We start from the raw sequence: 598 nt of genomic DNA, 5'->3' as shown, positions 1-598 counted from the left end.
GGGAGTTGGTGTTTCCGGCCGGTGATGATTTGGCCTACGTCCTTTACACCTCGGGTACGACGGGGGTGCCCAAGGGAGTGGGGATTGCCCATCGCAATGTGACTGGGTTGTTCGCCTCGCTACCGGAGGGGTTGTTGCCGGCGGTGGGGCAGGTGTGGAGTCAGTGTCATTCGTTGGCGTTCGATTTCTCGGTGTGGGAGATCTGGGGTGCGCTGCTGCATGGTGGGTGCCTGGTGGTGGTGCCCGATGCGGTGGTGCGTTCCCCAGAAGAGTTGCAGGCCTTACTGATTGATCACCGCGTCAACGTGCTCAGTCAAACCCCCTCGGCGTTGGCGATGTTGTCGCCGCAGGGTTTGGAGTCGGCGACGCTGATCATGGGCGGTGAGGCCTGCCCGGGTGAGCTGGTGAACCGCTGGGCCGGCGGGCGGGTAATGGTCAACCAGTACGGCCCGACCGAAACCACGATGTATGTGGCGATGAGTGCGCCGCTGCAACCGGGCTCAGGAATCGCCCCGATTGGTGCCCCGGTATCGGGGGCGGCGCTGTTTGTCCTCGATGGGTGGTTGCGTCGGGTTCCGGTGGGGGTCGCGGGTGAGTT

General features: G+C 64.0%; 1 protein-coding gene. It reads left to right on the top strand.

From position 1 onward, the window contains the following. Positions 1–598 (top strand): AMP-binding protein (locus BST12_RS29240; RefSeq protein ID WP_139802078.1); only part of this gene is annotated, 598 nt, incomplete at both ends.

The organism is Mycobacterium angelicum, assembly GCF_002086155.1.
In the GTDB taxonomy this organism is placed as follows: Bacteria; Actinomycetota; Actinomycetes; order Mycobacteriales; family Mycobacteriaceae; genus Mycobacterium; species Mycobacterium angelicum.
Note: the sequence above shows the minus strand (reverse complement) of the source record. Positions and strands in the feature narration are given on the sequence as shown.